Below are 26800 nucleotides of genomic sequence, written 5' to 3' on the forward strand. Positions count from 1 at the left end.
TGATTTAAACGTTTGAAATCATTTTAGGTCCAGTTTTTTAGGTTTTATCTTCCTGATAGTACCACCCAGAATACCTATTGTAAATCCAAGTTGATATAGAAAATACAATAAAACTTCAAATGTACTTGGAGTAAGATCTGTAAATCTACTAACTCCTGTCAACACCAACAAAAGTGAACTGAAAAAGAATACAAATAATTTTACAACCCCGTGCATATTTGTAAATTTTAAAATAACAAAAGTCATTACAGTTACAGAAATTGCCAATACTGTTAGAAATCCAGTATTCATCCCAAATATAAGAAATAAAGTTGAAGCAATCTCGCCTAGGCTTCCAGGAGTTAGACTAGAAAGTTCAATTTTTTCAGGAGATGCAAAACGAGGTACACTCAGGATTGCATTTGCCAAAAATAAAATAAACAAAGAAATTGACACGGTTTTTAAATGATTTTGTAATCTAGGAAACCTAACAAGGATTGCACGTCCCAAAATCAGTCCTTGAAATAATCCAATCCCAAATGTAACAATTACTGTAAGAATGGAAAAAATTGGATCTTGGAATATATCAACAAGAAATGGAATAAGGGCCAATACTAGTTATGATGTCATACAAGATAGGATATTAGTTAGTAGATAACAAGTTTTCGTATTAAAATAAAAAAAATTAATCAAAAAATCATTTAGAAAATATATGCATAAGAGTAAAGTTAATAATTTCACCGCAAGAGGGACAACCAATGCAGAAAATACTTTGGGTTTTACTGTTAATTGCAGTTATTGGGTTTTCAGTAAATCTTTCATACTCACAAGAGATGGGATTGGCAACTTTTCAGGAAACTGCACAGGTATTCATAGACAGGAGCATATCACAAAACGTTACTGCATCAATAACTCTACAAAGTACCAGCATACAAGAAATTAGAATTCCGGCAGAATTAGAACAAAAACTTAGAGAAGATGAACGAGTTCAGGCAGTAATCATTACAAATCAAGAGCAATGTGTCTTAGGGGTATTTGATGAATCATGTATAATGATTAATGTGCAAAGAGACCCATCAGCGAAAGGAATTATTGAAATTCAAGATGCCGCTAAAGAAGTTGCACAACTATACATCGAGGATGTCAACCGCATAGTTGACACTAAAGCAGAACTTCATTCGGTTTTTGTGCATAGCGATGATCAGACTAACAAAGCACTTGAAACATCAGGAATCATTTCAGGCAGAGGAATGGTTTCGGTAGTGTACACAATGCCTCCAGAAGACACAAACTCCATGTATGAAAAAGTATCAGCAATTCTGATTCCAAAAATAATCAGAGATGGGGGAGGATTTTATGAAGTTGCCAAAGAATTATCTTTTGAAGAAAATGCAAAAATGACATTTTCAATAATACCTTTAGAATCAAAATCACTTTTACAGCTCAAGTTGTCAGTGGATTATCCTAACATGGCTTCAACAATTTCAGAAGTGAGTCCTTTAGATTTGTTAAAGACAGACAGAATTAACAGATCAAATTATTTTTCTACAGGATTTTATCCACTTAATTCAATCATCCAAGTAGTAATATTATCACCTGAAAATGAAATTATTTCAAATATCAAAGGCAACATTGTTCCAACCCAAATAATAAATGATGAGAAAATTCCAACAGACGTATCAAAAGAAGGATGGGTTTTTGATCCTCAAGAAGGACAAAGGATTCAAGGAAAATATATTTTTGGAGAAGAGACATCAATTAACAAAGACAAATTGAAATTTTCATTAGGGGACACACAGACAACATCAAAATCACCAGACGAATCACTTGCAGTTATCATAATTATTTCAATAGTTGCAATTGCTGCAGCTTTATTCTATCTTAAAGGATACAGAAAATAATCACAGCAAAAGGACAGCAGCTGCAAATACAGTAGTCCATTTACCATCTTTGTCGCCACGTGTTGACTGAGTAATGTTACGAGTATTGTAAATTTCACCAGATATTTTCCACTGTTGTCTTTTTTCGTCCCAGTTTTTATCAACATCAAATGGAATTCCTAATGAAGAGGCCAACATTTGGGCTGCAATATCCTCAGCGTAATCACCTGCCTGAGTTTCATTTTGTCCAAAAGACTCGTATTCAGAAAGATATCCATATCGTGAAGTATCTTTTGGCTGTGCAAGTCCCACAGATGCAGCACACATTCTATGAGGTTCATTTGTTTGATTCTTGGAATAAATTGTAAACAAAATTTGCCCTGGTTTGATTTGTTTCAATCCTTCTTTTCTGGAAATTAGTTTTGCCTTTGGAGGAAAAATACTAGAAATCAAAACAAGGTTGGTCCCTGCAATACCTGCATCTCTTAATGCGTATTCAAAACTAGTTAACCTGTCTTCATGTATACCTTTTCCTTTGGTAAGAAATAGTTTCTTGGCAACTAAATCCAGCATTTCTGAATTTTAGAAAATGCATTATTATTTAACTTTAATCAATATGTATCAGCCGAATTTTTGAAATCAGTATTGTAGAGATTTGGAAAAATTAATTTTTAAAAGATCAATCACGTTTCTTTTTCTTTTTTCTTTTATCAGGAGCTTTTTCTGCTTGAGTCAAAAGAATAAACGTAAAGAATGCCCCCAATCCCACATTAACCACGCCCATAAAAGTGATAATCATTTTTGTTGATGGAGGGGCCACAGGAGACAAACCGATTACAATACCAAGAACACCAGTTGCAAAGAACATCATCATCAGAACTTTTACTCTGGTCGGTTCAATGTATCTCATAACAGGTATCAAAAAACGGCATTATTATAAACTGACGGTTAAGAAAATTCTTCAGAGATCACTCCAAGAGGAACACAGGTAACACTTTAAACCTTCAAAAATTTCATTTTACTTCGTGCCAATGTAGCTCAGCCTGGCTAGAGCATTCGCCTTGTAAGCGAAAGGTCATGGGTTCAGATCCCATCATTGGCTTTAAAATTTCAATTAACAATTTGGCAATACGGTTAAGTATACTGAATTTTGGATCAATGTCACATGAGTTTTGAAGACGAGGTTAAGCAAAAGGAATTTGCTCAAAATAAATCAAAACCAAACAGCCTTGTCATCGGATTAGTTATTGCAGTAGGAGTTGCATCGTTTTTTGCAGGAATGTACGTATCAAACATGAATTCAAATCAGATTTCACAAGAGGATCTGGATAATGCAATTGCCAAACTAGAACTCAAAATATTGCAAAACCAGATTCCTACAAATCAGCCATCACCTCCAGTAAAAATTTCAGCAGACGATGATCCAATTATTGGAAATCCAGATGCGCCAATTACAATAATAGAATTTTCAGACTTTCAATGTCCATTTTGTGCAAGATTCTATACACAAACACTACCATTACTTCTTGATCAATACATAGAAGAGGGCAAAGTAAAATTGGTTTTCAGAGACTTCCCAATACAGAGTATTCATCCAAATGCACTTCCAGCTTCAGTTGCAGCAGAGTGTGCAAATGAACAAGGAAAATTCAAAGAGATGCATGACATATTATTTGATAATCAAGTTCAATGGAGTAATCAAGAAACAGTTGATGCATTGTCCATGTTTAGTCAATATGCAACTCAAATACAACTAGAGCAAGAAACATTTGATTCGTGTCTTACGAGTGGAAAGTATGTTGAAGAAATAAGAAATGATCTTGATGATGGACGAAGTTATCAAGTTACAGGAACACCAGGATTTTTCATAGGAAATGATGAGATAGGCTATGTAGAATTAAAGGGCGCACAACCTTTTGAAAGTTTTAAAAAAGTCATTGACGCACAGTTAGCCCTTTAAAATAACAAGCGTTTATTAGACCTAAATTGCGACTTTATGCATCGGAATAATGACGTCTAAGCAATGAGCTTTTCGTCATTGCTTAAGAGAAGAAAATAAAATGACAAAATTTCAAGAATTAGGATTAAAAGAAGATATACTAAAAGGGATTAACGATCTTGGATTTGAGGAAGCATTTCCAATTCAAGAAGCAGTGATTCCAGTATTACTTACAGGAAGAGATGTTGTAGGACAAGCACATACAGGTTCTGGTAAGACTGCAGCTTTTTCATTATCAATGTTGCAAAAAATTCAACCAAAAAATGGCATTCAAGGGTTGATTATGGCACCCACAAGAGAACTTGCAATGCAAATTACAGATGAGATTAAAAAATTTGGAAAATATACAGGAATTAGAGTAGCTACAGTTTATGGCGGACAAGGAATGGGAGTCCAATTTGATGCCCTTGAAAGAGGAGTAGAGATTGTCGTAGCAACACCAGGAAGGTTAATTGATCATCTCAAAAGAGGTTCAATAGAACTCAGAGACATATCCCACATAGTTCTTGATGAGGCAGATACAATGTTAGATATGGGATTTATTGATGATATTCAATTTATTTTAGATCTTGCACCTGAAGACAGAGTTATGTCATTGTTTTCAGCAACAATGCCAACAGAGATTCTCAGATTATCTGAAGAATATTTGAAAAACCCAAAGCAATTTTTGTTGGATGCAGATGATCTTAGCGGAGAGGGTATTGACCAATCATATTTAGTTATCAAAGACAGAGACAAATTCAAGTATCTAATTGACTTTATCAAACCAGTAAAGGGGCAATCCATTGTATTTTGTTCAACCAAATACAGAACAAGAGATGTGGCCAAATTCTTACACCAAGAAAAATTTGATGCCGTAGCAATAGAAGGAGACATGTCCCAGCACAGAAGAGAGCAATCCATGGGAAAATTCCGTAGCGGTAAAGCAGACATTCTCGTAGCAACCGATGTTGCATCAAGAGGAATAGATGTTCCAAGAGTTGAATTAGTGATTAATTATGATGTTCCAAACCAAGAAATGGCATACTTTCACAGAATTGGAAGAACTGCAAGGGCAGGTGCAAAAGGAAAAGCAGTGACATTTGTTTCATATTCTTCTGTCGGAGATTGGAATCTAATCAAACGTCAAATCAAAGTTCCAATCACAGATTTGAACAAAGAAATGGGAATTGAAATTGCTATTCCAGATCCTCTAAAAAGACAAATGCCATCAAGAAGGTATGGGGGTCAATCAAGATCAAACTATTCCAGAGGAGGTCGTTCTGGAGGATATGGTAGATCAGGAGGTAGACGAGACTCTAGAGACGAGAGAGGCGGAAGAAAAAGATACAATGATAGAGACAACCGAAATAGTTACGGTGGTCGCAGTAGATGGTAACTGTAAAACTTAAAGACCTGAAATACGTAACTAAATCAAGGTAAAGTAATGCATAAAGGATTCATTTTATTAAATTGTGATCTCGGGGCTGAAGAATACATTGCAGATGAATTAAATCAGATGCAAGATGTAAAAAACGCGTATCTTACTTTTGGCGCATATGACGTTATTGCAGAAATCGAAACAGAGAATCAAGAAGAGTTTGAAAAAGCAATTGCCGTGATCAGAAAATTATCCAGAGTTGTAAGTACAATGACATTGAATGTAATTCGTCCCGAATAATTGATCTAAGTTAGATTGTCAATAAAGTCATTGTAAAAACGATCAAATTCAATTACGAAAGTTAGATTTTTTGTAAATCAAGAAACAGTGATTTGCCCCCTCATTTCTGGGTGAATTGAACAATAGTAATCAAATGTGCCAGATTTATCTGCCAAAAAAGTAATTGATTCACTTTGAAAATAACCAAGATCTTTGGTATGTACATTAAATTCATCAATGTTTAGATTATGCTTAGAAGGATTTCCAGGTTGATTCTTTTCTTCATTGATTAAATGAATTTCAACAAGATTCCCTTTTGAGGCAGAGATATGAGGAGAATTACCTGCAGAAGTAGGGAGTGATTTGCCGCCCTTAGTATGCATGTAGTGATAGCTACCTTGGGCAGACTTTACTGCCTTAAGAAATATGTTAGATGGTGGAGCAAACACAAGACTATCAGAATTAACTGGACTGAAAGAGTGAAGGATTGCAATTCCAACCAAAATAATAATTCCAGTAAGTACAGTGATTGAAATTACATTTGTACGAGATAATTTAGATGATTTTGTTATTTTTTTATTCAATAAGTAGGGATAATTTTCAGAGATATATACAATAATTAACATTGGTAACCAATACTTATACAACATTACTGCAATCAGGAATATGAAAAATCCATTTAGTAAAAAGAATGATTGTACCCAATGCGATGCAAAGTTTTCTAATCATGAAGATTTAGTGACTCATGTTAGACATGAACACCATAAAACTATTGTAAAATGCCAAAAATGTGGTAAAGAGTTCATTCATGAAAAAGATAGACTTCATCATGCAAGAAAAGAACATGAAGAAGAAATGAGAGAAAGATCTCATAAAGAATCATACCCTGATGAATATAACACTCAAAACAGAGTTGACAGATTCAGATCTAGATTTAGTGACAAACTCTAGTATTTTTGATAAATTTTTAATTTTTAAACAGGTTTGGTTTTGATGGAATAATTGTTATATGAGATAATTTAGGATTCTTTAAAATTGCAGAAAATTGATTATGAAGCACCAGTATGGGTACTAAATTACAACAATCCCAAACCACTTTTAGATCATGCCATTCACATGTTAGAAAGACATGGCGTAAAACGTGAAGACATGGAAATTACAGAAACACCTACTGCAAAAATAGGCTCAATTGTGGTTGAAATATGGCCTTATGAACTTGTAATAGGAAGGGTGAGATCAACACGTAACGACTCTTTTATCAGCGGAACAGAGTTTACAATTGAATTAAAATTAGACGAAAATGGAAATTATATAGATTATCTTTGAAAAAAAAGAAAATTCAAAATATCATAATTGTCGCAATTGCAATTAGTATTATTGGAGCAATAGTAGGATACAATTATTCAGTAGAACAAAACAAGCAGAAAGGATTACAGTTTGGAATAGAATTAGAACAGATTCAACAAGATGTGAAAGATTTACAAACAAAGTTTTATTCTGAGAAAACAAGATGGAAAGAGGGAGATATAACAAAAGAAGAGTTGTTAGAGTTTTACGACAATCACTTGAAAGAATTCAATGAGACAATTTCAAAATATGATGATCTTTCACCGCCAGAAATATTTGAAAGTTCAGTAGAATTACTAAAAATTTCATCAGAGACACAGTTGTTAAGTGATTCAGAATATATCAAATGGATAAAGACAGGGGATGAGTCAGCTAAGGTTCGTTCAGACACACAATTCCAAGAATCAGTAGAATATGAATTACAAGGATTAGTTGAATTTTATTCAGCAAAAACAGGGATCAAAAATTATGATGAAGATGCAAAATTTGAAGCCCCACAAAGTGGATTAACACAAAAAGTCATTCAAGTTGCAGAAAATATGGCAAGTAAATGTGATGAAGAGTTCAAAAACGAGTTAGGAGAATTTGATTCAGATGAAATAGAAGTAGAGTGGTTTAACTGCACAAATGAGGCTAAAAAATGGAAAATAGACCATCTTCCCTAGTTGAAAATTAAAATCACAAAAACTACTTTAAAGAACCATACAAAGAATGATTGTGGAGAAAATTTTCATCATAGGTATTATTTTTGCAAGTATGGTACCAATGATATTTGCTGATGTCTACATACAAAATGACCAGCAATACATTGGAGACGATGGTTCGTTTCACATAGTTGGAGAAATTGTGAATAATCTGGAAGTGCCACTGAATCAAATTAGCGTACAAATTTCATTGTTTGATGAAAATCAGAAAATAATTCAGAAAAAAGAGACAAAATCATTAGTAAACACAGTCATGCCAGGAATGAAGGGACCGTTTGATCTAATTCTAACAAATAATGAAGCAAAGGACATAAGATCATACTCTCTAGAGTTAGACTATCAGGCTAGCTCACCAAAAAACCAAGTGATTGACATTACTGATTCAAAACTAACAAGAGATAATCACAATAATCTAATGATTACAGGAACTGTTGTCAACAACGGAGAGATTACAGCAAACACAATATCAGTGATTGCGACACTTTATGATAAACAAGGAAATGTGGCAGCAGTGTCAAAAGCAAATCCCGAACCAGATTATCTAAGAGCAGAAGACAGTGCATTCTTCTTATTATCAGTTTCAGACAAAATCCAGACTAGGGAAATTAACGATTATACTTTGATTGCAGAATCAGAAGAGTATGCAGCAGTACCAGAATTTCCCATAGGCACAGTCATTTTGTTGATTCTAACATTATCAGCATATATTGGAATTACAAGGTACTCAGGCAGAATCATAACAAACCTCTTTTCTGCAACAAATCTAAAGTAGGAAAAAGTTCTTTGACTAATTCTTCTTTTTTAAGAGAAGTGGGTTGAGAAAATAAAATAGGAAAAGTGATAGTCAGCATATCTTGATCAGTATGTGAAATTCGAACAGAATGAAACTCACAATTTATTTCAGATAAAACAGAATTCCATTTTTGTATGTGTGTTTCTACTCTAGATACATTTTCTTGTACATTTGAAATATTAGTATCTAAATCTCTATCAAATAGTCCAAATTTTACTAGAGGTACCATTATCATCCCTCTGGAAATCTTATCATGGTTTTTTAACATAGATGAGATAATTTGTTCAGCATTTTCTTTTAGATATATATCACCATAATCAGGATCAAAATAACCAGCAATCATTTTTTTTGAATCATATATACGAAAATATTCTTCATCAAGTTCCAGCTTCCACAACATCTAAAAATCAATCCATGAATAAATAAACGATTAACCAAAGATAGTTAAATAAACAAAAAATAAAGAAAGGCATGGCAATCTCAAAAGAAAATAAAGATTTCATCGACAGTTTAGTTGATTACTACATCAGCGAATCAGAAGCATACACTCAGATTGCAGAAAATTTTGTTCCCGAAGTAGAATCCATACCAGATACAACTTTTGGAATCATCACAGGATGCGTATATTCAGGATTTTTACAGGCATATCAAAACCAACAACAAACCCCAAGTTTAGAAGACATGAAAGAATTTAATGAAATAATAAAAAAACGAGCAGCATTAATAAAAAAGGCAATAATTGAACCTAAAAAAACAGAAATCAACAATGAGAAATCAGATGCAATAAAAGACGTTGAAGATAATTGAGAGAATTAAAACTTAGATAGTTATTTTGAAAAACAATACAATTTAATGCTGTTTATCAATTGTATAAATATGAAAGTAGATGGAAGCAAGTTAATTTTTTGGGCAGGAACAGCTTCTGCAATAATTACAGCAATAGTAGCACTGTATTTTTCAATTCGTTAAAGATAAATCATAAAGAAAATCTAACAAAGCATTGTCAGCAACAAATGAATTCAGAATAACCCAAATTGTGGATAACGGTCAAGTTGTACAGTTAACATTAATTGAAAATGTTTCGACTGAACCAATTTCTCAAAAACAAATGATCATCGAAAATGTTTCAAAAAAACTCGATTCAGAAACAAAAGAACAGGTAATGCCATTGTTAGAAGCAATACTACAAGCACAGCCAACTGTTAATATCAAATCATATCAACAGACACAAATCACGATTGCAATGCCAAAATCAAGATATGATGGGATGGGAAGACCACAAGTGGGAAACACTATAGAAGTAAACTTGAAAAAAATCTAAAGATGGGAATTTACTTCATCGATTGTATGTAATGGTAAAGAACAAGTAAAGTTTTTGCAAACAAATACAGAAGTTTTGTCTTCAAAAGATTTTCCAGCAAAGAAAGGATACTGAGACAGTGCAGACAGCTGATCAGGGTTTTGAATTGTAACAACAATTGAATTTGGCAAATACTCCAAAAGAATCGATTTGCACAATGGAGAGTTTTCAGTGTTAATAATTGTAATTTCAATGGGTTTTTCCAAATAAATAGAAATTGTGTTTAACAAATATCCAAACCCAAATGGATTTTCAGCAGCCATTTGTGCCTGAGATTCCATAATTTTTTCAGTTATTTCTAAGAATTTTTTCTCTTGAGATAGATGGAACAATCGAAGCATGGCAAATGCAGATACAGAGTTGCCAGAGGGCAAAGACAAGTCATAGTTGCTCTTTGGTCTGATGATTAGTTTTTCATGATTATCAGAAGTCATAAAGAAACTATTGTTTTCTGAATCCCAAAAATGATCCACAAGATGATGGCCTAGTTTGAGGGCAAGTTTTAGATATTTGGGGTCAGGTTCAATCTCAAACACATCCAAAAGACAGTTAACAAAGTAAGAATAGTCTTCAAGATAGCCATCGATTTTTGCAGTTTTGTTTTTGTATGTTCTCAATAATTTGTCACCTGAAAACAAGTTATCTTCAATAAATGAAATACAAGTTTTTGCAGCATTAAGATATCTAGAATCATTTGTAACACGACATCCTTTTGCAAATGCTGTAATCATCAAAGCATTCCACGAAACAAGGATTTTATCATCTAATCCAGGCGCAATTCGTTTAGAGCGAACATCAAGTAATTTTTTAGAACAAGATTGAAGGATTTCCCGTACCTTTTCTTCTGTAATTCCGAAATTAAATGCAACTGTAGATATATTCAAATTATTGCAAAGAATGTTGTTTCCTTCCCAATTTCCACCATCAGTAACATCATAGTAAAGGCAGAAAATATCAGAGTCATCACCAAGAATTTCTTTGATTTCACTTTTCTTCCAAACATAGAATTTTCCTTCCACTCCTTCTGAGTCCGCGTCATATGCAGAATAAAACCCACCTTCAGGAGAGGTCATTTCACGTAAGACAAAGTCCAAAGTTTTTTTCAAAATATCAAGATAGAAAGGATCTTTTGTAATTTGAAACGCTTCAGCATAATTGACAGGTATTAGAGCATTATCATAAAGCATTTTTTCAAAATGAGGTACAAGCCACTTTGCATCTGTAGAGTATCTATGAAAACCACCCCCAATCTGATCAAATATTCCTCCATTGGCCATTTTTTTGAGAGTTTTGAGTCCAAATTCGGTAAATTTTGACAGTCCTGAAAGTTTTGCATAACGAAATAGAAATGAAACGTTTGCAGCATTAGGAAATTTTGGTGCAGACCCAAATCCACCATATGTAGAATCTCCCAATTGGAATAGATTCATGGCTGCCTCATCAAGTATTGTTCTCTCTAACTTGGACGGAGTGGAAATTTTTTCAGTTTTATTTAGTGCATCAAGAAAATTGTTGGCAGATTTTTCAATATCGTGTGGTTTTTCTTTCCAAGCTTGTGCAAGTTGTCTGCAAATACTTCCAAACCCAGGGCGTCCATAAGAATCCAAGACAGGAAAATATGTTCCAACATAAAACGGCTTTTGATCAGGAGTTAGGAAAATACTCAAAGGCCAGCCACCTTGACCAGTTGCTATTTGGCAAACTTTTTGATAAATATCATCAATATCAGGGCGTTCTTCTCTATCTACCTTGATGTTTACAAAATTTTCATTCATGAATTGTGCGACTTCTTCATTTTCAAAGGATTCATGGGCCATCACATGACACCAATGACAAGAACTATACCCAATACTAAGAAAGATGGGTTTGTTTTCATCTTTGGCTTTTTTTAGGGCCTCAGAATTCCACCCATACCAATCAACAGGATTGTGTGCATGTTGAAGGAGATACGGACTAGTTTCATGAATCAGATTATTTTCTGCCACAGTTTTTTAGATTTCTTTTGATATTTGTATCTAATTGGTTTATCCCCAAATTCCTCTTCCTTCAGTTAATTCATAAATCCTGACATTGATTTTTCCAAGCAGTTTTACTTTGGACTTGTGGGCTTTTTTATCATGACTGTAATCTTTTTTTTCAACTAATTCTTGTAATCGTTTTAGTTGTTCAAGAGTAAGTTTCTTGAATTCGTTTTTCGAGCTAGATACGAGACGCAGTAGTTCCACTCTTTCTCTATCTTCATCAGTGATTTCAGGCACAGTATTGGATGGTTTGTGTCCTTTATTTTTCTAATGAATTTAGAACAAATATTAAAATTCGTTAAAAAAATTATGAGTTTATGGACAAGATGCGCGCAATGGTACTTGAGAGATGTGGAGCAATTGAAACAAATCCATTAAAGCTAACCCAAATTGACAGACATGAGATTAAAAGGCCAAATGAGATTTTGCTTAAAATTGAAGCATGTGGAGTTTGTCATTCGCAGCTTCACGGCATAGAAGGAGATTGGCAAGATATTGGAATTCCACCACAATTGCCAACAGTTCCAGGACATGAAGTTGTAGGAAAGGTGATAGAGATAGGAAGAGATGTCACAAAATTCAAAGTAGGAGATAGAGCAGGAATTACTCCATTGCTAGAAGCATGCAAAAAATGCCAATATTGCAAAGAAGGAAAAGAGTATCTTTGTGAATCATCTACAATTACAGGAGAATCTTTCAAGGGAGGATATACAGAATACATTACAGTTACGGAAGATTTTGCAACAAAAGTTCCTGAAAATATGAAACCAGAATATGCTGCACCGTTATTTTGTGCAGGAATTACAGCATACAAAGCAGTAAAAGCAGCAGAACCTCAAACTCATAAAAAAATAGGGATTTTCGGAATCGGCGGAGTAGGACACATGGCAGTACAATTTGCAAAAATAAAGGATTGTGATGTGATAGCATTTTCAAGGTCACAAAATCACCTTGATGTTGCAAAAAGATTAGGGGCAGTTGATGCAATAAAATTTTCTGATAATCAAGAAGAGTTTTTAAAAAAATTAAAGGAAAAACACGGAATGCTTGATGCTGCAATCGTTTTTGCACCTGCAGATATAGTCACAGACACAGCTATCAAAGCAGTAAAGAAAGGAGGACTCATAGTACTTGCAACTGTCGGAGAAAATCCACAATTCATGGCATTTGAAGAGAAAACCATTAGAGGGACATTAATTGGTTCGACTGCAGATATGGAAGAAGTAATCAAAATATGCAGTGAAAAAAATATTGAAGTAATTACAGAAACATTCCCATTAGAAAGTGCAAATAAAGTTCTTAAAAAATTAAAAGATTCAGAGATTGAAGCTAGGGCAGTTTTAATTCCTTGAGATTGAAATGGATTTGATGATATGAATTGTAACCGATGCCATCATACAGATGAAGCACACATTCCAAATGAGCAAAGCAATTCATTAATCAAAATGGGAAAATGTCAGATTCCCACATGTACATGCCAACAATATTTGGACCCAATACAAGAAATTGATGAAGAGTTGTTGTAACAGTTCATATATCAAAAATACTTTAGATATTCATGGAAAAGCACAAGCCATCTGATGAGATGATTAAGGAGTTAGATAATTTATTGTCAAAGATTAACGCTATGGAAATTGTTGCCTCAGATGATTTTCAAAAGAATTCAATTAAAATAATGAGGGCTTTAGTAGAAGGTCAGATGCATTCAATCAATGAATTTGGACATTTGAAAAAAGCAATTGACTTGCTTACACTTCAGTTGTTTGACGTTCAAAACAAAGTCAAGAGTTAAGTTTAGTATCACTAATACCGCAACTGCCACATCTATACAGTGTAGATTTTTCAAGGAATTGCTCTGGTTTCATTTCAGAGCCGCAGCATGGACAAGAAAATTTTTCAGTAGAATTATCTGATTTCCTTACAGCATAATCAGGTCTTTCATTAGAAACTTTTTCAACATTGCAAGGAGGATTGTAACGCATTTTGATCTTATTTAAGATACTTTCTCTATGTTCTTTACTTGCTTCAAATAAAGGCAATATTGCAAGATATAGTGATTTTTCAGAGCCAGATTTTTCAACCCAACATTTGAAACCTGAATGTTGAATGAAAAATGACTTGTCATCAGTCTTTTCACAGTCACCAACATAGACAATGTTGAATCTATCCTTATCTCTAGACATAATTAGAAACACCAATTTTTCCATTGGAGGCCCCCATTCATCAAGAGGAATAGGGCCAAGAAACTCATACTGGAGAATTTGAATGCTCAATGACGATATTTCATTAAACCGTCTTTTCTTCTTTTCCAAAAAATTACCAAGTACGATAAAATTGATCGCAAAATATGAACTTGAAAAGATTAAATTCAAGAGTAATTGATTTTTTGTAAATGAAAGAGCCTCACAATCATGCACAAGTAGGATATGCCATGATTGCAGTAGCAGCTTCATTAGCAGTAATTGGAATAATGGGGCTTTTTATGGCAGATGACGTATTGTTTTCAGACAACATGCAGAGAGAACACACCGCACACTTTAACGAATGCAAGGCAAATGATTTCAAGACAGATGGTTGTGAAAAATACTGGGATAGAATCAACAACCCAATCTCAGGAATTTATGTAGATCTGGAAGAATAGTTTCTAGAATCCATTTGAAAAATCTTCTAGCATATTTTGATTTTTGGTCAATCGATTCATTGCAAAAAACGCACCACCTACAATTCCCGCCTGATAAAAAGTATACAAAAATACTCCCGAAGAGGTAGGATCAGATTTTGTAAAGCTTAGTACTAGCATCGTAAAGAAAACAAAAGTTCCAACAAAAGTCACCAATCTATTTAAGAATCCAGTGTTCAGACCAACAATTCTTTTGGTAGCTGCTGCCATCAATGTAATACTTGTTATGATTAGAAATGTTGCACCGCCATTTGCAATAACAAAACTGTTAACCCATACAAGTAATCCATCCTCAAAAATAGAGACATCAGGCATTATACTACCTCCATTTATTGCAAAGTTTACAGAACTAAACATACCTCCAATTACAAAGAAAAACAAGAAAATTTTCACAATTGAGCGTTTTATAGGACTACGAAGTTCAGAAGGCTTTACTGCTTTTTCGGTAATTCTTACACCATAAAGGAATCCAACGGCCATGGCAGGAATGAACATTATGTTGATTAGAATTGGAGACTGTCTGTTCATTTCGTCAATTTGAGGATGAAATGTTAGGAATAATATTACTGCAAGAGATGCTGAGGCTCCAAACAAAATCAATCCCAGATATTTATGGTTGTTTGATTCATAGGAATCAGCCCAGTTGTACATTTGATAGAATCAACAGAAAATCATTAAAGACCAAATCCAAAAATCATTTGGTCAAATTATCAATTTTAGTTACATGTAATATGGTTTCAGCATATCATTTGTATTCATTTTTGCTGGACACATACTGTTTTTTGGTTAATGCATAAGATAATAGAGGAAATTGTCATTTTTACATATTTTTTAATTATTTCCCCCTCCAATACATGATCAAAGTACTTAATAGAGATTAGACTCACATGTTATGAGTGAGTCGGGTAATTTTACGAGTATTGTTAATTGGAGTTTTGGGTGTTTTGTTTACAGGTACCACTTTTTTGATTCAAAATGCACATGCTACTACTTTTACTAGTATTGTAGCAAATGACCCCGATGATGGAGATACTATATTCAGTAATGACGATACAATCATCATGTCATTTGCGTCAACTAATGCTACAGGGAGTGGAACAATGACAGATACTGAAATTAAAGCAAATTTTACCTCTTCAAACTCAGATCTCTTTGATACTGGTGGAACGTACACAGGATTCTGGAGTTCGGATTCCACAACATTAACAATTTATGTGAACTCTACTACAGGAGTTACAACTACTCCTGTTCCAGATACAACTGTAATCAATTATGATACATCTAATGGAAAGCTAGGTGAATCAGACAATACAGAACTAACAGGTGGGGCCATAACTTTGACAGGGGACTTCGGTATAGCTACTAGTTCTAGTTCATCAAGTGATTCATCTAAGAATGGCTCAGGTTGTGCAGGAGACTGTGAAGAGCCAACAATAGGAATTGACTCTCATGGAAAGCGTCAGGTGAGTGGTGGTTTTTCATACAACGGATATACAGTTGACGTTGAGAGGTATTTCACACCATACCCACTAATCACAGCTGATATTGGAAAGACAAATGTTGCAGAGTTTAAGATCTATGAAAATACAGGAGTTCAGAACATAAGGCACTTTACATTTGCATTTGGAATGGACAAAGGCGATATCATTTCAAATAGCAAAGCAAAGATTGAACTAGATATTGATTTTGATGGAACAGAGACAGTAACAGTAACTGATCCTGAAAATGCACTTGATAACATCAAAGTCACTACAAGCAAGGTTTCATGCATGGAACACTCCACTAACGAGTGCTTGAAGGTGTCAATTCAGCATATGTTCAGAGCACCATTGGACTTTAACATTGTTGGAACAGATGTATGGGACACTAAACGCAGCTCATGGCAAAACTATTACAATCACGGAATCGAGGTGGTTGGAGAATCACTAAACCCTCCAAAGGAATATGACGGAGTAAACAAGGGACATATCTACCACCTGACTGAAACAAGCAAAACTACGGCAGTAGATGAGTTTGGAGATACATGGACATTCCAATACGGAACATGGAGCAAAGACTACATCAAGAAAGAAAGAATTCAAGATGGCCAGAAAATGGTGTTTGACAGGATGCATTCAGAGTTTGGAGCATACAAAAAAGACAATGTAGACAAAGCATTTGGTCAGTTGCTAGAATTATGTCCAACATGTATAGAAGAATTTACAGACTTGGAATATGCAAAAAGTTACGACTATGCAAAGGCCAGTTCAAACAAGCTAGACAGACCAGATATCAAATACAAAATGATCTGGGAGGAAAACAAAGCTCAGAAAATCATGAATCAAATAATGGATTCAAAATTCCATATCAAAGAAGCATATTTTGGCAATCAGTAATTTTTTAAGTTTTTAACATATAGCACACATTGATTTTATGAAAATTGAATTAGTATTAATTGGAACTGGATTTATTATTGGAATATTAGGAATCATCTTTCATTTACAAGGTCAATCAGTTGTGGGGCCTGAATCATCATTCATGTATTCTAATCCAAAGTGGACAACATATGGAATACAAATAGTTGTAATAGGAATCATCATCACATCATCAGGAATAATCATTACAAAAATAAAACGAAACTAGTTAATTGCTCGAAGGGTAATAGTACTCCGAATTTTTTTTAGTTTCCTAATTTTCGATGTTATCACTTCGTTCATCTGTGATTGTGTATCAGTTTCAAATTCAGCAACCACATCATAGCTGCCAAAAGTCACCATACAGTTTTTGACTTCAGGAATATCTTTAAGTTGAGAGTATAGAGATTGCTCTTCTCCAATTTCACAACTAATCAACATGTAAGATTTTTCCATGCCTAAAATATATCAAAAAAACATCAACTTAAACACAGCTAAGAAAACATTTTTCCAGAATTGATCTCAAAAACCTGCCAAGATAGGATCAGAGGGTTTCATTATCTCCCTCAACAAAATTGTTGCAAAAGATCCCCTTGACAACGTAAATTCTACTGAATTATCATGAGACGAATAGTTAGTACAGTGTATTGCAGCTTGTCTAAAGCCACCCTCATTGCTTACTTCTTGCATCTCTTTGATGAAAAAATCTTTAGGAGATATCTCTTCTTGTTTTAGAACTTCAGATATTTGGTAGCCAAATCTAGTTTTTTTATAATAAGAATAACCAACAAAAGGCAATGCCAATTTTTGATCCAGTCCCTTGACAAATTTTCCAATAACACCTTTAAAATCAAAACATACATCACCTGATTCTGCCTCAAACAGATTTTCACCATCGCTAAAAGCCGCACTCAGAGACTGGTTGAAGATAAATGACTGATATGCTTGGATGTAAAATCTTCTCAAAGATAATGGGATTGAACGTATTGCATGAAAGGCATCATCATGCTCAATCATTTCTTTTATAACAATTCTTTCAATATCCATTTGACGTGGAATCTGATCAAAATATTGTTGGAAATTTTGTTTATCAGCAAGTTTTTGACGAATCTCACTGTTTTCTTTTGAATCATATGATGATGTAAAAGATAAAATCAATTCAATTGCTTTCTCAAAATTTCTTTGAACAATCGCTTTTCCTATAAGATGTGTTACAGGTCTTTTAGAGCCAAATCGTTGATACCCATAAAAATTCAAGACTTTATCAAACTCTTCAAAAGAAGATAATCCATCAGAACACTCAGAAATTTTAATTCTAAAATGATTTCCAACCATGTCTTTTTTTGATAGAGGTTTTTTTACAAAACCTATTTTTTTCAGAGAATATTTTTCAGTTGAGAAATCTTCAATTGCTTTTCCCTTGTTTCCAGAACAGACAAATTGTTCAGTAACTGCAGATGCATCCTTTAATCCAAGAGATTTTAATCTGATTCCTTTTTTTCTAAAAACATCAGATAATACATGATTAGTGTCAATTTTTTCTTTTTAGTTTGTAAACTGCATATCCATCTTCCTGATTAATTGTATGTTGTGTTTTCTCTGAAATTTTTTCAAACACTTCAAAATCTTCAGCAGTTGCACGAATTTTTCCACCAATGCCACCGAACTTTGTGCTATAAACAGAAATCCCTATTTTATAATCTAAATCAGGAATCACTCTATTGTCACTGTAACATATTTGCTAACTGCAATGTCTGATGATTGAGTTCCAATCAGAATTTTGTATTCTCCTGTAATTGCATCATCAGATGCTGAAATCATTGTATGAATTGTTTGAGCAGAACCAGTAACCAGTTGGAAAGATTCAGAGTCATTTTCTGCTAGTTCTACATTCAAAAAGTCACGTGTAGGAGACAAGATCAAAGTTCCTCCCAACACCTTATCGGATGATTTTGAAGATAAAATAAAACTGAATTCTTTAGAATCACCAGGACTAAGAGACATTGTTTCAGAGTCTAATTGAATTTCAAAAGGCAAAGGAACAGACGTGTCAACTACCCCAATATTGTTTTCCACCCATTCAGTAAACCAAATTTTCTTCCCATCTACAGCAAAATCAAAGATTTGAGCAAGACCGCAATCAGATACCATCAGACCAGTTCCAGGATCACAATCACCCCAGTAAGGATTCTTGGAAGGTATATGGTATTCTACAAGGGATTGAGATTTTGGATCAAATACAGATATGTTATTTGCATTTTGTTCATTGAAAATAATTCTGCCTTGATCATCAGAGTCAATCCAATACGGTCTGGATATAGGGGTCTTGATAACACCCGTTTGGTTTCCATAAGTACTAAGCAACGGAGTGGCAGTTACATATTGAGTAAATTCTTCAGTTACTGGATTAAAACTAAAAAAAGATGATGACGTGGTGTCTGCTAACCAAATCATTCCATCATCAGACACAACGGCTCCATTTGGAGTTAGTAATTGTACGGGTAATTGATAGATTTCAATAAAGTCAAGTAAAGGTAAGAGTTGTTCATTTGAATTTGCTACAGAGTCAAAATATCCATTTTGGTTAAATTTTACCAAGACACCTCCCTGCTGGAACAACCAATTTGTAAACCAGACATTGTTTTCTGCATCTACTGTAAAATCAGCAGTAACAGAATCATCAACAGGGGAAGGGATGCTAAGATAATTTACATCATCACTTGATTGGTTTGGATCCAAAAAGGTGAGTTTGTTCCCTGTAAAATCATTAATTATGATTTTAGAGCCATCAACTTGTAACCTTTGAGGTAAAGAATCACCTTCAGAAGGATATCCAAGTCGATCATACCTTTCATCAATGGTTGAAAATTTCCATACAGAGTCAAATGTCTCATCAGTAAACCATACAGAACCATCAGGAGCATAATCAATTCCCCACATCATTGAACGGCCATTTTGTGGCCATGTAGGATTGTCATATTCAGTAAATGTTTCAGTTTTAGGATCAAATTTTGCTAGTTTACCAGTATTTGTTTGTGCAAACCAAACATTTCCATCATAATCAGTAACTATTGCAAGAGGATTTGTGCATTCTGTTGGAATTGAATACTCTGTTACAAAATCAGTCGATTGTGCATTTCCAGAACCACAAAATCTAGGACGATCTGCATCAGGAAAATTGTCTGCAGGAGTTCCAGTAATTGTTAGTTCAGGATTATCTTCATCAGGTGCAAGTCCAGGAATCGCAATAACAACTCCCGAAGTCACCATAATACCTCCTAAAAATGCAAAAGCCAAAATTCCTTTGGTCTGTTTTTTCACAAATAAAAAAGCGTATTTTCCTTGTTATATCTTATTCCAAAATATCTAAAGTAATTTCAAATCTCCAGTTACTTTATCAATCAAGTTTTCAGGTGCAGGACCAATAGATATGCATGTAGTAGTTCCAGGAGCAATTTGAGTATGACCAGCATCTGTAACCTCAGACCAGGGCAAATTCAAATCAATTGCATGTTTCTTTACTTCTTGTAAATCCTTAATGCCAGACACTTTGACCACTACTTTTTCTTGTCCACCCCACCACTGTTCATACCATTCAGGATGAGATTTTCGCACATGTTCTGCACCAAGAACACAAGCATGTCCCACTTGTGCAGCAATCTTTCCTTTTCCCATTTCAAGATCAGTTCTAACAACTATTACTTGTTTGATTTCTCCCATAACATTATCTAAAGTAGGCATAATGAAAAACTTTTGAATTAAATAATTGACAAAGAAACAAAAACTGTGTACTTTGATGTAGTGATTGCAGGCGGAAGTGTTGCAGGATTATTATGTGCAAGAGAAATATCTGCAGAGGGTTTTTCAGTACTAGTAATTGAAGAGGATTACGAGATTGGGACCCCCGAGCATTGTGGAGGGCTTGTAAGCATTTCAGGGCTAGAAGAACTTGGAATAATTCCATTTAGAAAAACTTTTGATCACATGATAGAATCAGCTAAAATCACTGCCCCAAACGGCAAAAGTTTTTCGATAAATTCAAAAAATCAAAAAGTCATCGAAATTAGCAGAAGGGAATTAGACAAACAGATAGCTTTTCAAGCTCAAAAAAATGGGGCCGTGATCAAAGTTAGAACCAGTTTTCAAGAAATCACAGATACTGGAATCAGAACCAAAGACGAAAATATTGATTGTAAAATTTTTGTCGATGCAAGAGGTGTATCATCTTTGATTCACAAAGACAGAACAGGAATTTTATCATCTGCGCAGTATGAAATCTATGCAGATTGGATAAAAAAAGGCAAGGTCGAGGTAATTTTTGATCAAGAAAAATATCCAAGATTTTTTGCATGGATAATTCCATCAGGTGATGGAAAAGGTAAAGTCGGAGTTGCAGGAAAAGGAATCAGCGTTACTGAAACACTAGACAAAATTCTTGAAGAAAGAGGAAATTACTCTACAATTAGAAAAATTTTTGCGCCAATTTGGATAAAGGGACCAATTGAAAAATTTGTAGTGGATAATACCGTGATTGTAGGAGATGCAGCAGGTCAGGCAAAACCAACAACTGCAGGGGGCATATTTACTAGTGGAATGGGAGGAGTTTATGCAGGACAAGCGATTTCAAGGTTTCTAAAAACAAATGACAAATCCAAACTAGAAGAATATCAAAGTAAATGGATGGACAGATTTGGAAAGGAATTTGAAAAACAAATTTTTGCAAGGAAAATTTTAGAGAGACTTGATAACAACACAATCAACAAATTGTTTGAATCAATCACACCAGAGATACTCAAAGACATATCAGAAAAAGATGACTTTGATTTTCATACGGGTTCTATTGTAAAGTTATTAGGATTGAAAGGATCAATCAAAACAGCCCAGACACTTATTGGCGGAGAATTTAAAAAATTACTCCGGTAAAACATGCCTAAATTTCAAGGAAGGTATAAATGATGTTTGCAGAAAATCGTGGTATGTCATCATCAACCATATCATTACCAACATGTAGTTGTTGTCACAGACATATTATGCCTAATGATAAATGTGTAAAATTCAATTGTCCAGATTGTGGTGCAGATTTAATTTGGAGATGTCAAAGTTGCAGAGAAGCTGCAAGAAACTATACTTGCTCATCATGTAACACACAGGGGCCTTAAGAAAATGGCACAGTTACTATTTATCACAAAAATTCTTCCAGAAGGAACAGAAGTTGATCTTGACAAACTAGCTGAAAATCTCAAAACTTCATTACCAGAAGGCATTGTGATGAAAAGACATGCAAAAGAACCATTGGCATTTGGATTAGAATTTTTGAAAGCAGAATTTGTTTTAGAAGACAAGGAAGGTCAAAGTGATGCCTTGGAAAATGCTGTTAAAAATACAGAGGGTGTAAGTGAATTTGAAGTCCTCAACATGAGCCGAATGTCAGTAGACATGAAATAGGTGGTTTTTTGGTACGCAAAGAAGAACCTTTGCAAATGCGAATAGGAGAAGCAAAACAAAGAGACGTAGGTAAAAAGCGAGCTCGAATTGGTCCCGAGGCAATGGACTTTCTTAAAGTTACTCCAGGAGATATTGTGGAAGTCATGGGTTCTAGGACTAGTTGTGCAGTAATTTGGCCAGTTGACGAAGATGAGAAATTTCCAGACATCATAAGAGTTGACGGACAAACAAGAAAGAATGTGGGTGCATCTCTAAACGACATTGTAAAGATTAGAAAAGTTACATCAAAGATGGCAAAAACAGTTTCATTAACTCCAGTAAATGACACAGTCACAGTAGACAAAGAGTTTACAGATTTTGTGAAAAACAGATTGAAAGGATTGCCAATTACACATGGTGATGAAATATCAGTAATGATTTTAGGAAATTCCATGGATTTTAAAATTACAAAGACTACACCAAAAGGAGTAGTAAAGATTGACCGCTCCACCACATTAAACATTTCAACTGAAACTGCAGTGGACAGAAAGGTCAGAGTAACCTATGAAGAAGTTGGTGGATTAAGAGAAAAAGTAAAAGCAATGAGAGAGATAGTAGAGCTCCCATTAAAACACCCAGAACTATTTGCCAGATTAGGAATTGAACCTCACAGTGGAATCTTACTTTATGGACCACCTGGTTGTGGAAAGACTTTGCTTGCAAAAGTATTGGCAAGTGAATCAGAAGCTAACATGTTTCCAATCAACGGTCCAGAAATTATGAACAAGTATTATGGTGAGACAGAAGCAAAGCTAAGAGATATTTTCAAAGAAGCAAAAGACAACTCTCCAAGCATTATTTTCATTGATGAAATTGATGCAATTGCTCCAAAAAGAGAAGAAGCTTATGGAGATGTTGAAAAAAGAGTTGTCGCACAACTTTTGGCATTAATGGATGGTCTAAATGACAGGGGAAATGTCATTGTTCTTGGAGCAACAAACAGACCAGACAGTGTAGATCCCGCACTTCGAAGACCAGGCAGATTTGACAGAGAGTTTGAGATCTCAGTTCCAAACGAGGATGGAAGAATAGAGATTCTTCAAATCCACACACGAGGCATGCCAATTGATGAGGATGTAGATCTAAAAGATTTAGCATCAGAATTACATGGATACACAGGAGCAGACATCAAATCATTATGCAGAGAAGCTGCGATGAAATCAATTAGAAGGTATTTGCCTGAAATAGATCTTGAGACAGAAAAGATACCTTCAGAAGTATTACAATCAATGAAGATAAAATTAATCGATTTTTACGATGCAATGCACGAGGTTGTCCCAACTGCAATGAGGGAGTTCTATGTCGAACGACCCAAAGTTTGGTGGCAAGACGTTGGCGGACTAGATGAAATCAAAAAAGCATTAACAGATAATCTGATTTTAGCTATGAATGAACCAAATAAATTTACAAAGATGGGAATCAAACCGCCAAAAGGTGCATTAATTTACGGACCACCAGGATGTGGGAAAACTCTGCTTGGCAGAGCTCTTGCAACTGAAACTGGTGCAAACATGATTTTGGTTAGAGGACCAGAAATTCTTTCAAAATGGGTTGGAGAATCTGAAAAAGCAGTTAGAGAAATTTTCAGAAAGGCGAAAGCATCATCTCCATGTGTAGTCATTTTTGACGAGTTAGACTCACTTGCACGCAATAAATCAGGAGAAGGAGGAGTGGGTGAAAACATCCTAAGCCAACTACTTACAGAGATTGAAGAAGGAATTTCTTCACGTGTTGTAGTTATTGGAATTACAAATAGACCAGATGTGGTAGATAATTCATTGTTAAGAACTGGAAGATTAGATTTAGTTCTGTATGTTTCCCCTCCAGATGAGAAAGGAAGATTAGAGATCATTAAAATTTTGACAAAAAAAATGCCACTAACAAATGATGTAAAATTACAAGAGATTGCAGTTGCAACTCAAAATTATACGGGTGCAGATTTGGCAGCATTATGTAGAGAAGCAGCAGTTCAGGCCATGCAAAACAATGCAACAAAAATATCCAGTCAAGACTTTGCAAATAGTTTGAAACGTGTAAGACCATCAATTACAAAAGAAGTTGATCAATGGTATAATTCAGTGAAGGAAAGTATATCTAACGTGGTACCAAAGACAGGAGATAAAACATTCTACGGATAAAAATGACAATACCAATCAGAAATACAGTGTTTGACAAAATTAAAGAAGCAGGTTCATTAACAGATGTTGAGCTTTACAAAATTTTAACAAAAGAGGGCTTTGCCATTACAGAAGCCAGATTCAACAAGATACTTTTAGATTTAGAAATTCTTGGACTCATCAAAGTATCTTGGATTACAAAAGATGAGCGCAGAATTGAGGTTTTCTTAGAAGAAATTGAAGTCGATGAAGTCGATGAACAAAATAAAGAAATGATGGAAAAAGACTACGAAGCAAGTTTTCCAGGTTTTGAAAAATAATTCTAAAACAAAGGAATATGAAATGCTGCATCTAGTGCAACTGCTACAAAAATTATTGTAAGATACGGAGCAGTAACTTTGTATGCTTTCCAAGCAAATTCAGATGTAGGAGTCTTTGTAAGTTTGTAATGATATGCCAACATCAATCCACCAGACACAGCTGCAATTACAGTATAAACAACACCCAATCCATCAGGGATAAACGAGAGAATTAAAGAATAAGGAAGCAAGATTATCGTGTTTCCCAAAATATACTTTGATGTTTTTTGCATCCCAATTACAACAGGCAACATTGGAACCTTAGCTTGTGCATATTCGTCTTTGATCTTCATTGCAAGACACCAAAAATGCGAAGGTGTCCAAACAAATACAAGAAATCCAACTAAGAATCCCAAAAGATCCATGCTTCCAGTAGCTGCAGACCAGCCAGCCCATGCAGCTGCACTGCCAGCAATTCCACCAATTACAATGTTTGAAGTGTTTAGACGTTTTAGCCAAGCAGTATAGATAATAACGTAAGAGAAAATTCCAACTGCAATAAAGAATGCAGAAACAGCATTTAATGCAAAGAATCCGTAAATTACAGAGACGCAACTAACAACCAATCCATATATCAAAACATGAGACGCTGTCATTCGTCCTGAAGGAATAGGCCGTTTGCTTGTTCGCTCCATTTTAGGATCAATGTCTCTATCATAATAGTGATTTAGGGCACTAGAACCAGCAGATGCCAATGCACCAGCAATAATGATATGCATATATGACCAATAATCAAGTTCAGGAGCACCTGGAACAAGCTTGCTTGCGGCATACATCGAAGTAACCGCAGTAATTACTAGAAGAACAACTATCCTTGGTTTGGATATTTCCATTATCTCATTGAATCCCAATCTCACTCTATCCTAGTCCAAAGCCATTTAATTTCTTCGTCCATTGATCCATAACATTTCAAAAGGAATAAGTATCTCAGCCCTACCAGCTACGTTAAATGAGTAATTGGGACCTCATGATGCCGGGAATGGGACTCACATCCATAGGATTGGCTGGAGTCGTCTTATCATATGCAGGAATAGCACATACATTCATTGATGGAATGCATGCCTTGACTGGTCTTACCATGTTTGTAGGGCTAATCTTCTTATCTGCAGGCATCTTAGATGGAGGAATCTCAACTAGCAATAGAGCAAAAGCAACAGTGTTGGTAATTGCATCTATTGCATTAGGATTTGGAGCATTTGCATTTACAATGAATACTTCTGCATATACAGTCACTATAGCGGGAATTTTAATGGGAATTGCATTTCCAGCAATCATCATAGCGTATCTTGCAATGAAGCATCCACCATACTTGAAGCCAGTAGGCTCTATTGTAGCAATGGCATCAGCCGTAGGAATCATTGCATGGGTCGCATTTGGATTTGTTAGTCCAGACACATATATGATTCCTCAAGAAATTACAGTTGAAGAACCAAGTGCCAAAGAAGTTGCACCAACAGGACCCATCTTTGCAATTGAAATTCTTGAAGGTTCATCCCAAGAAGGAAATCCTGATTTCGATCCTGATGCAGCAGTTGTTCAACAAGGACATGTAGTTAAATGGACAAATACAGACTCTGTTGCACATACTGCAACTAGTGCTGCAGACTTTGGAGAAACATTTGATACAGGGTTGTTAGGAGCAGGCGAATCATTTACACTTGATACTACTAATTTAGAAACTGGCGAGTATGAATATTTCTGTATTGTACATCCTTGGATGGTTGCAACATTAACAATTGAAGCAGCAAAGGAACCAATCAAAGTTGTAATACCAGAAGGTGCAGCAATTCCAGAAGAGGGTAAAATCTATTATGATCCCGAAGTAATTACAGTATCGGTAGGAGATACTGTTCAATGGGAGAATGCAGACAATACAGTACACACAGCAACATCAGGGCAACCACCTACAGATGCAACAGGAGTTTTTGATTCTGAGATGATGTCAGCAGGAGATAGTTTTGAATTTACGTTTACAGAAGCAGGAAGTTATGATTATTACTGTACATTCCATCCATGGATGGTAGGAACTGTTAACGTAGAATAGA

At 34.8% G+C, this 26800-nt stretch carries 35 protein-coding genes, 1 tRNA gene and 1 pseudogene; 23 read left to right on the top strand and 14 right to left on the bottom strand.

Annotated elements, in window-relative coordinates; all coding sequences use genetic code 11:
• Positions 1–18: 18 nt before the first annotated feature.
• A complete protein-coding gene (locus tag NKOR_RS06685; RefSeq protein WP_014963602.1) occupies positions 19–591 on the bottom strand; it encodes a hypothetical protein in 573 nt (190 codons plus the stop codon).
• Between the two features lie 146 nt (positions 592–737).
• Between NKOR_RS06685 and NKOR_RS06690 the strand changes: the two genes are divergently transcribed.
• Positions 738–1880: a hypothetical protein gene (locus NKOR_RS06690; RefSeq protein ID WP_014963603.1), complete on the top strand. Its 1143-nt coding sequence runs from the start codon at positions 738–740 to the stop codon at positions 1878–1880.
• Here NKOR_RS06690 and NKOR_RS06695 read toward each other — a convergent pair whose 3' ends face one another.
• Together NKOR_RS06695 and NKOR_RS06700 are read right to left on the bottom strand one after the other, a co-directional pair.
• The gene (locus NKOR_RS06695) at positions 1881–2432 is read right to left on the bottom strand and encodes a pyruvoyl-dependent arginine decarboxylase (RefSeq protein WP_014963604.1); all 552 of its coding nucleotides are present in this window, start codon (positions 2430–2432) and stop codon (positions 1881–1883) included.
• A 106-nt stretch (positions 2433–2538) separates the two neighbouring features.
• Positions 2539–2769 (bottom strand): hypothetical protein, encoded by a 231-nt coding sequence (locus tag NKOR_RS06700; protein WP_014963605.1) that lies wholly within the window; start codon positions 2767–2769, stop codon positions 2539–2541.
• Between the two features lie 117 nt (positions 2770–2886).
• On the opposite strand from NKOR_RS06700, the gene NKOR_RS06705 reads away from it, so the two are divergent.
• The 4 genes from NKOR_RS06705 to NKOR_RS06720 all read left to right on the top strand — a co-directional run bounded on the left by NKOR_RS06705 (position 2887) and on the right by NKOR_RS06720 (position 5518).
• A tRNA-Thr gene (locus tag NKOR_RS06705) sits at positions 2887–2961 on the top strand.
• 63 nt (positions 2962–3024) lie between these two features.
• A complete protein-coding gene (locus NKOR_RS06710; protein WP_014963606.1) occupies positions 3025–3819 on the top strand; it encodes a DsbA family protein in 795 nt (264 codons plus the stop codon).
• A 100-nt stretch (positions 3820–3919) separates the two neighbouring features.
• A complete protein-coding gene (locus NKOR_RS06715) occupies positions 3920–5236 on the top strand; it encodes a DEAD/DEAH box helicase (RefSeq protein WP_014963607.1) in 1317 nt (438 codons plus the stop codon).
• Positions 5237–5284: 48 nt separating this feature from the next.
• Positions 5285–5518 carry an Lrp/AsnC ligand binding domain-containing protein gene (locus NKOR_RS06720; RefSeq protein ID WP_014963608.1) on the top strand — a complete coding sequence of 78 codons (234 nt, stop codon included), beginning with the start codon at positions 5285–5287 and terminating at the stop codon, positions 5516–5518.
• 77 nt (positions 5519–5595) lie between these two features.
• Here NKOR_RS06720 and NKOR_RS06725 read toward each other — a convergent pair whose 3' ends face one another.
• Positions 5596–6081, bottom strand: a complete 486-nt coding sequence (locus NKOR_RS06725; protein ID WP_016939286.1) for a cupredoxin domain-containing protein — start codon at positions 6079–6081, stop codon at positions 5596–5598.
• Between the two features lie 82 nt (positions 6082–6163).
• On the opposite strand from NKOR_RS06725, the gene NKOR_RS06730 reads away from it, so the two are divergent.
• From NKOR_RS06730 to NKOR_RS06745, 4 genes are all read left to right on the top strand, one after another.
• Complete coding sequence (locus tag NKOR_RS06730; protein WP_014963610.1) at positions 6164–6448, top strand: hypothetical protein; 285 nt, start codon at positions 6164–6166, stop codon at positions 6446–6448.
• 84 nt (positions 6449–6532) lie between these two features.
• The gene (locus tag NKOR_RS06735; protein WP_012215567.1) at positions 6533–6823 is read left to right on the top strand and encodes a hypothetical protein; all 291 of its coding nucleotides are present in this window, start codon (positions 6533–6535) and stop codon (positions 6821–6823) included.
• A complete protein-coding gene (locus tag NKOR_RS06740; RefSeq protein WP_014963611.1) occupies positions 6820–7509 on the top strand; it encodes a hypothetical protein in 690 nt (229 codons plus the stop codon). Before NKOR_RS06735 ends, NKOR_RS06740 begins: the two co-directional genes overlap by 4 nt.
• 46 nt (positions 7510–7555) lie before the next feature.
• On the top strand, positions 7556–8320 hold the full coding sequence (locus tag NKOR_RS06745; protein ID WP_016939287.1) for a DUF3426 domain-containing protein: 765 nt from the start codon (positions 7556–7558) through the stop codon (positions 8318–8320).
• Here NKOR_RS06745 and NKOR_RS06750 read toward each other — a convergent pair.
• Positions 8283–8741, bottom strand: coding sequence for a hypothetical protein (locus tag NKOR_RS06750; RefSeq protein WP_014963612.1), 459 nt, complete (start codon positions 8739–8741; stop codon positions 8283–8285). The genes NKOR_RS06745 and NKOR_RS06750 overlap by 38 nt on opposite strands.
• A gap of 71 nt (positions 8742–8812) precedes the next feature.
• Between NKOR_RS06750 and NKOR_RS06755 the strand changes: the two genes are divergently transcribed.
• Both NKOR_RS06755 and NKOR_RS06760 read left to right on the top strand, forming a co-directional pair.
• A complete protein-coding gene (locus NKOR_RS06755) occupies positions 8813–9148 on the top strand; it encodes a hypothetical protein (protein WP_014963613.1) in 336 nt (111 codons plus the stop codon).
• 193 nt (positions 9149–9341) lie between these two features.
• On the top strand, positions 9342–9662 hold the full coding sequence (locus NKOR_RS06760; protein ID WP_014963614.1) for a hypothetical protein: 321 nt from the start codon (positions 9342–9344) through the stop codon (positions 9660–9662).
• Here the strand turns inward: NKOR_RS06760 and NKOR_RS06765 are convergent.
• Complete coding sequence (locus NKOR_RS06765; RefSeq protein ID WP_014963615.1) at positions 9659–11686, bottom strand: thioredoxin domain-containing protein; 2028 nt, start codon at positions 11684–11686, stop codon at positions 9659–9661. The genes NKOR_RS06760 and NKOR_RS06765 overlap by 4 nt on opposite strands.
• A 39-nt stretch (positions 11687–11725) precedes the next feature.
• Positions 11726–11959, bottom strand: coding sequence for a hypothetical protein (locus NKOR_RS06770; protein WP_014963616.1), 234 nt, complete (start codon positions 11957–11959; stop codon positions 11726–11728).
• Positions 11960–12039: 80 nt separating this feature from the next.
• Between NKOR_RS06770 and NKOR_RS06775 the strand changes: the two genes are divergently transcribed.
• Genes NKOR_RS06775 through NKOR_RS06780 form a run of 3 tightly spaced genes read left to right on the top strand, consistent with a single transcriptional unit; the run spans position 12040 to position 13514 of the window.
• Positions 12040–13074 carry an alcohol dehydrogenase catalytic domain-containing protein gene (locus tag NKOR_RS06775; RefSeq protein ID WP_014963617.1) on the top strand — a complete coding sequence of 345 codons (1035 nt, stop codon included), beginning with the start codon at positions 12040–12042 and terminating at the stop codon, positions 13072–13074.
• Between the two features lie 21 nt (positions 13075–13095).
• The gene (locus NKOR_RS10060) at positions 13096–13248 is read left to right on the top strand and encodes a hypothetical protein (protein ID WP_016939289.1); all 153 of its coding nucleotides are present in this window, start codon (positions 13096–13098) and stop codon (positions 13246–13248) included.
• A 32-nt stretch (positions 13249–13280) separates the two neighbouring features.
• Positions 13281–13514 carry a hypothetical protein gene (locus NKOR_RS06780; protein WP_014963618.1) on the top strand — a complete coding sequence of 78 codons (234 nt, stop codon included), beginning with the start codon at positions 13281–13283 and terminating at the stop codon, positions 13512–13514.
• Here NKOR_RS06780 and NKOR_RS06785 read toward each other — a convergent pair.
• Complete coding sequence (locus NKOR_RS06785; RefSeq protein WP_014963619.1) at positions 13504–13995, bottom strand: hypothetical protein; 492 nt, start codon at positions 13993–13995, stop codon at positions 13504–13506. The genes NKOR_RS06780 and NKOR_RS06785 overlap by 11 nt on opposite strands.
• A 119-nt stretch (positions 13996–14114) precedes the next feature.
• On the opposite strand from NKOR_RS06785, the gene NKOR_RS06790 reads away from it, so the two are divergent.
• Positions 14115–14363 (top strand): hypothetical protein, encoded by a 249-nt coding sequence (locus NKOR_RS06790; protein WP_014963620.1) that lies wholly within the window; start codon positions 14115–14117, stop codon positions 14361–14363.
• A 3-nt stretch (positions 14364–14366) separates the two neighbouring features.
• On the opposite strand, the gene NKOR_RS06795 is transcribed toward NKOR_RS06790, so the two are convergent.
• Positions 14367–15053, bottom strand: coding sequence for a hypothetical protein (locus NKOR_RS06795; RefSeq protein WP_014963621.1), 687 nt, complete (start codon positions 15051–15053; stop codon positions 14367–14369).
• 245 nt (positions 15054–15298) lie between these two features.
• Between NKOR_RS06795 and NKOR_RS06800 the strand changes: the two genes are divergently transcribed.
• Positions 15299–16777: a hypothetical protein gene (locus NKOR_RS06800; protein WP_232202939.1), complete on the top strand. Its 1479-nt coding sequence runs from the start codon at positions 15299–15301 to the stop codon at positions 16775–16777.
• A 37-nt stretch (positions 16778–16814) separates the two neighbouring features.
• Entirely contained in the window at positions 16815–17024 is a 210-nt protein-coding gene (locus tag NKOR_RS06805; RefSeq protein ID WP_014963623.1) for a hypothetical protein, read from the top strand.
• On the opposite strand, the gene NKOR_RS06810 is transcribed toward NKOR_RS06805, so the two are convergent.
• The 4 genes and pseudogenes from NKOR_RS06810 to pth2 form a co-directional block, all read right to left on the bottom strand.
• Positions 17021–17251 (bottom strand): Lrp/AsnC ligand binding domain-containing protein, encoded by a 231-nt coding sequence (locus NKOR_RS06810; RefSeq protein WP_014963624.1) that lies wholly within the window; start codon positions 17249–17251, stop codon positions 17021–17023. The two genes, NKOR_RS06805 and NKOR_RS06810, sit on opposite strands and share 4 nt — an antisense overlap.
• A gap of 66 nt (positions 17252–17317) precedes the next feature.
• A pseudogene (gene truD / locus NKOR_RS06815) lies at positions 17318–18512 on the bottom strand (tRNA pseudouridine(13) synthase TruD).
• On the bottom strand, positions 18509–20116 hold the full coding sequence (locus tag NKOR_RS06820; RefSeq protein WP_014963626.1) for an NHL repeat-containing protein: 1608 nt from the start codon (positions 20114–20116) through the stop codon (positions 18509–18511). The pseudogene truD and the gene NKOR_RS06820 overlap by 4 nt, the downstream one beginning before the upstream one ends.
• A gap of 45 nt (positions 20117–20161) precedes the next feature.
• Positions 20162–20515 (bottom strand): peptidyl-tRNA hydrolase Pth2, encoded by a 354-nt coding sequence (gene pth2 / locus NKOR_RS06825; protein ID WP_016939291.1) that lies wholly within the window; start codon positions 20513–20515, stop codon positions 20162–20164.
• Positions 20516–20581: 66 nt separating this feature from the next.
• Here pth2 and NKOR_RS06830 point away from each other — a divergent pair, with 66 nt between their 5' ends.
• The 5 genes from NKOR_RS06830 to NKOR_RS06850 are packed head-to-tail and all read left to right on the top strand — an operon-like array spanning position 20582 to position 24716.
• The gene (locus tag NKOR_RS06830) at positions 20582–21718 is read left to right on the top strand and encodes an NAD(P)/FAD-dependent oxidoreductase (RefSeq protein ID WP_014963628.1); all 1137 of its coding nucleotides are present in this window, start codon (positions 20582–20584) and stop codon (positions 21716–21718) included.
• Positions 21719–21771: 53 nt separating this feature from the next.
• Entirely contained in the window at positions 21772–21954 is a 183-nt protein-coding gene (locus NKOR_RS06835; RefSeq protein ID WP_014963629.1) for a zinc finger domain-containing protein, read from the top strand.
• A 4-nt stretch (positions 21955–21958) separates the two neighbouring features.
• The gene (locus tag NKOR_RS06840; protein WP_014963630.1) at positions 21959–22240 is read left to right on the top strand and encodes an elongation factor 1-beta; all 282 of its coding nucleotides are present in this window, start codon (positions 21959–21961) and stop codon (positions 22238–22240) included.
• 8 nt (positions 22241–22248) lie between these two features.
• On the top strand, positions 22249–24417 hold the full coding sequence (locus tag NKOR_RS06845) for a CDC48 family AAA ATPase (RefSeq protein ID WP_014963631.1): 2169 nt from the start codon (positions 22249–22251) through the stop codon (positions 24415–24417).
• A 2-nt stretch (positions 24418–24419) separates the two neighbouring features.
• The gene (locus NKOR_RS06850; RefSeq protein ID WP_014963632.1) at positions 24420–24716 is read left to right on the top strand and encodes a hypothetical protein; all 297 of its coding nucleotides are present in this window, start codon (positions 24420–24422) and stop codon (positions 24714–24716) included.
• Between the two features lie 2 nt (positions 24717–24718).
• Here NKOR_RS06850 and NKOR_RS06855 read toward each other — a convergent pair whose 3' ends face one another.
• Complete coding sequence (locus NKOR_RS06855) at positions 24719–25606, bottom strand: heme o synthase (protein WP_016939292.1); 888 nt, start codon at positions 25604–25606, stop codon at positions 24719–24721.
• 98 nt (positions 25607–25704) lie between these two features.
• Between NKOR_RS06855 and NKOR_RS06860 the strand changes: the two genes are divergently transcribed.
• On the top strand, positions 25705–26799 hold the full coding sequence (locus NKOR_RS06860; RefSeq protein WP_016939293.1) for a cupredoxin domain-containing protein: 1095 nt from the start codon (positions 25705–25707) through the stop codon (positions 26797–26799).
• The last annotated feature ends 1 nt before the right edge of the window (position 26800 follow it).

The sequence above is a fragment of the Candidatus Nitrosopumilus koreensis AR1 genome (assembly GCF_000299365.1).
Taxonomy (GTDB): domain Archaea; phylum Thermoproteota; class Nitrososphaeria; order Nitrososphaerales; family Nitrosopumilaceae; genus Nitrosopumilus; species Nitrosopumilus koreensis.